The organism is Amycolatopsis speibonae, assembly GCF_042647925.1.
In the GTDB taxonomy this organism is placed as follows: domain Bacteria; phylum Actinomycetota; class Actinomycetes; order Mycobacteriales; family Pseudonocardiaceae; genus Amycolatopsis; species Amycolatopsis speibonae.
In genome coordinates this window covers 1-4,327 of sequence record NZ_JBHRWK010000171.1, presented here as the reverse complement: position 1 = coordinate 4,327, position 4,327 = coordinate 1, and the positions used below count along the sequence as shown (strand labels likewise).

1 pseudogene is annotated in these 4,327 nt (G+C 64.4%); it reads left to right on the top strand.

Features of this window, described 5'->3' with window-relative positions:
• Positions 1-89: 89 nt before the first annotated feature.
• Positions 90-4,327: pseudogene (locus ACFOSH_RS45080) on the top strand (hypothetical protein); the annotation flags it as partial.

Sequence of the window (4,327 nt, the reverse complement as noted above, 5' to 3'; positions counted from 1 at the left end):
CGGACGAGGCGAGCCCGAGTTCGGCGACACAGACGGAGTTGCAGGACTGGGTACGGGATTTGCAAGCCGCGGCTGTGACGGTGACCGGTATGCGAGTACCCGCGCCTTTGATGGCTGGTCTTTCCGGCGGACAGATCGATGAGATTCAGGCGAATGGGCTTACGCAGAAGCACACAAGGCTTAATCCCCTTCCGAAGCTGGATCCTGCGCTGGTGCCGGGTTGGGTCAAGGCGTTCCGTCCTGGCGAGGAGCAGTGGTACGAGGGGGAGCACGGGGGGAAGCTGGAGAAGTACGACGATCTGTTGTCGCTCCTGCAGGCGAAGAAGGACCAGTTGCCGGTCAACATCTCGTTGGAGCGCACTGGGAAGGGGTACTCGGATCCGTTGCGGTGGTGGGCCGAGGTGTGGATTCGGGAGTACTGGAAGGCGAAGTTTGACGCGACGACCGGAAAATCCGTGTCGTCGGCAAGCCTTGCGAAGCGCTCCGGAAGAATCGTGTCCTCCAAGACGGTATGCAGCTGGAAACTCGGCTCTTCCCAGAGCGTTGCGGAGCATTCTGTCCACGAATCCTCCTCGGGTCCGGCTCTTCCTGGCTCATCTGACGAAAGTGGTGTCGGCGCTTCAACGACGCGGAAGCGCTCGTGGCAGGAAGCCATGGGGTCGGAGTTGGAGATGGCGGAGGATGCAGGACGGCGGCTTCCTGGTGCCGAAATGTCGCGGCTGGGGGGGCCTGGTTCTGGGGTCGGGGCCGGTTCGCTGGGTTTGACCGAGGACGGTATGCCGTCGCGTGTTGTGCCTGGTGCTGAAGGTGATGACCGGGGGTGGCAGGTCAGCTCGGCGCAGCAGCGTTCCGGTGGCCTGCGCGAAGGGACTTATACCGTCCCCGCTCCCGATGGTGGCCTTGGTCTTGACCGGCCGCAGTCTTCCGGTGGTGCTGATCCGGTGGCTTCCGGTGCGGGGGCGGAGGGTCGGGGTGTGACGGGTGCTGGGGCGAGTGAGGCTTTTCTGGAGGCGCTTCGGGCGGGTGCGGTGCCTTGGGGTGTCGGTCCTGGCCGAGACGGCTCGCTGAAGGCGTATCTGAGGGATAACCGTCGTTCGGGCTTGCCGGGTCGGGCGACGCAGACGGAGTTGCAGTACTGGGTACGGGATTTGCAAGACGGGGCTGTGAGGGTGACCGGTATGCGAGTACCCCTGTCTTTGGTGGTTGCTCTTTCCGACGGACAGATCAATGAGAATCAGGCGAAGGGGCTTACGACCGATCACGCAAAGCTTAAGCCCCGTCCGAAGCTGGAGCGTTCGCCGTTGCCGGATTGGGTCATGGAGTTCCGTCCTGGTGTGGAGGAGGGTCAATTCCCTGATCTGTTGTCGTTGCTGCAGGCGAACAGGCATCGGTTGCCGGTCAACATCTCGTTGGTGCGCATTGGGAAGGGGTATTCGAAACCGTTGCAGTGGTGGGCCGAGGTGTGGTTGCGGGCGTACCGGAAGGAGAAGCTTCGAGAGCTCGGAGAAGAAGCAAACCTGACGTCGGAAAGCCTTGCACGGCTCGCCGGATACATCGTGAACTCCAGGATGGTACGCCGCTGGAAACTCGGCCTTTCCGAGAGTGTTGCGGATCTTTCTGTCGGCGATGCCCCTTCGGGCTCGGCTGTTGCGGGCCGGTCTGGCGGAAGTGGCGTCGGTGCTTCCCCAACCCCGACGCCACTGCCGTCGGGGTTGGGGGTGCCGGGGTCTGGTTCTGGGGTCGGTGCGTCGGGTTTTGCCGAGGACGGTATGCCGTCGCCGGTTGTGCCTGGTGCTGGGGGTGGTGGCGGGGGGTGGCAGGTCAGCTCGGAGCTGCAGTATTCCGGTGGCCGGTTCGAAGGGGGTTATGCCGTTCCTGTGCCGCTGGCGGCTTCTGATGGTGGTCTTGGTCTTGACCGGCCGCCGCACCTCGTCCCCGGTGGTGCTGATCTGGTGTCTTCCGGTGCGGGGGCGGAGGGTCAGGGTGTGACGGGTGCCGGATCGAGTGACGCTCTTCGGGCGGGGGTTCCGGCGGGTCTGCCCTGGGGTGCGGGTCCTGGCGAAGACGGCTCGCTGGATGTGTATCTGAAGAAGAACCGTCGTCCGGGGTTGGTGGGTCCGGCGACGCCGACGGAGTTGCAGTACTGGGTACGGGATTTGCAAGCCGCGGCTGTGACGGTGACCGGTATGCGAGTACCCGCGCCTTTGGTGGCTGATCTTTCCGGCGGACAGATCAACGAGCAGCAGGCGCAGGATCTTACGCGCACGCACGCAAAGATTGAGGCCCGTCCGGAGCGGGTTCTCAAGCTGATGCCGGATTGGCTCAAGGCGTTCCGTCCTGACGAGGAGGTGTTGCACGAGGGGGAGCGGAAGAAGTACGACAATCTGTTGTTGTTATTGCAGGCGAAGAAGGACCAGTTGCCGGTCAACATCTCGTTGGAGCGCACTGGGACGAGGTACTCGGAACCGTTGCGGTTGTGGGCCGAGGTGTGGTTGCGGGCGTACCAGGAGGCGGAGCTTCGAAAGACCGAAAAAGCCCCGGAATTGAAGGACCTTGTGCCGCTCGTCGGAGGCATCGCGGGCTCCAGGACGGTAGACAAGTGGAACAGCGGCTTTCCCCAGAGGGTTGAGGATCTTCCTGTCGGCGATGCGCCTTCGGACTCGGTTCTTGCGGGCCCGTCAGGCGGAAGTGGTGTCGGCGCTTCGCTGGAAGTCGCGGGGCCGCAGATGCTGCAGCCGGGGTCGCTGTCGTCGGGGTTGGAGATGGCGGGGTCCGGGGTGGGGGCCGGTGCGCCAGGTTTTTCCACGGCCGGTGTGCCGGTTGTGTCTGGTGCTGGGGGTGGTGGTGGGTGGCTGGTCGGGTCGGTGCAGCCGGAGCAGGTGGGGTTGCAGGGGTTGTCGCAGGTGGAGATGGAGGGGTTTTCGCAGGAGTTTCGGGTGGAGATGTCGGAGCGGCTGTGGCGGGAGGAGGCGCGGATACAGCCGGCGCCGGTGGGGGTGATCATCGGTGAAGTGGGTTCGTTGTTGGGGGGTGCGGCTTGGTTGTTGCCGAAGGAAGACGGTGTGCATGGGGTGGTGTTGCTGGATGAGGAGGCTCGTCATCTGGATGCGATCGAGCGGGCGTTGCAGCGTTCGGGGTGGCGTGAAGGTGAGGCGATCCGGTTGTTCGGGTGTGAGACCGGTGATGGTGTTCTGTGGAGGTTGGCTCTTGATTTGTGGGTGCGGTTTGGTGTTGCTGTGGAGTATCCGGTCGGTTTGTTGTGGTTGGGGGTGCGGGGGCCTGGCCCGGGGGCGCGGGTCGCCAAACTGGATTGGACCGGGGACGGTGTGCCGGAGCTGGTTTTGTTTGAGGGTGGTGGTGGCTGGGCGCGGCGGGTCACCCCGAATGAGTGGTATCCCGATGGCCTGATCGAAGGGGAGACCTATACCGTCCCCGCTCCCGATGGTGGCCTTGGCCTTGGTCTTGCCCGGCCGCGGCACCTCGCCCCCGGTGACACTGATCCGGTGTCTTCCGATCCGGGGACGGAAGGTCAGGGTGTGACGAGTGCTGGGGCGAGTGAGGCTTTTCTGGAGGCGGTTCGGAAGGGTGAGGTGCCCTGGGGTGCGGGTCCTGGCCGAGACGGCTCGCTGAAGGCGTATCTGAGGGATAACCGTCGTTCGGGGTTGGCGGGTCCGGCGACGCCGACGGAGTTGCAGGATTGGGTAAAGCGTTTGCAAGACGGGGCTGTGAGGGTGACCGGTATGCGAGTACCCCTGTCTTTGGTGGCTGTTCTTTCCGGCGGACAGATCAATGCGAATAAGGCGAATGGGCTTACGCAGAGGAACGCAAGGGTTGAGCCCAGTTCGGAGCTGGATCCTGAGCTGGTGCCGGATTGGGTCAAGGCGTTCCGTCCTGGTGAGGTGCAGTGGTACGAGGGGGAGTGGTACGAGGAGGAGTGGTACGAGGGGGGGTTGCGGCAGTACGACGATCTGTTGGAGCTCCTGCAGGCGAACAGGCATCGGTTGCCGGTCAACATCTGGTTGGTGCGCGGTGGGCAGAGGTACTCGGAACCGTTGCGGCGGTGGATCGAGGTGTGGGAGCAGGCGTACCACAACGCCCCCTCAGGCTCGGCTGTTCCTGGCCCGTCTGGCGGAAGTGGTGTCGGTGCTTCACCGACGCCGCAGCGGACACCCCCGGAAGCCATGGGGCCGGAGTTGGGGGTGCTGCCGCCGGAGTTGCCGGGGGTTTCGGGGTGGCGTTCTGGTGTCGGGGATGAAGCCCCGGGGCCGTCGGGGTTGCTGAGGTTGGAGATGCAGGGGGTGCTGCCGCCGGAGTTGCCGGGGGTTTC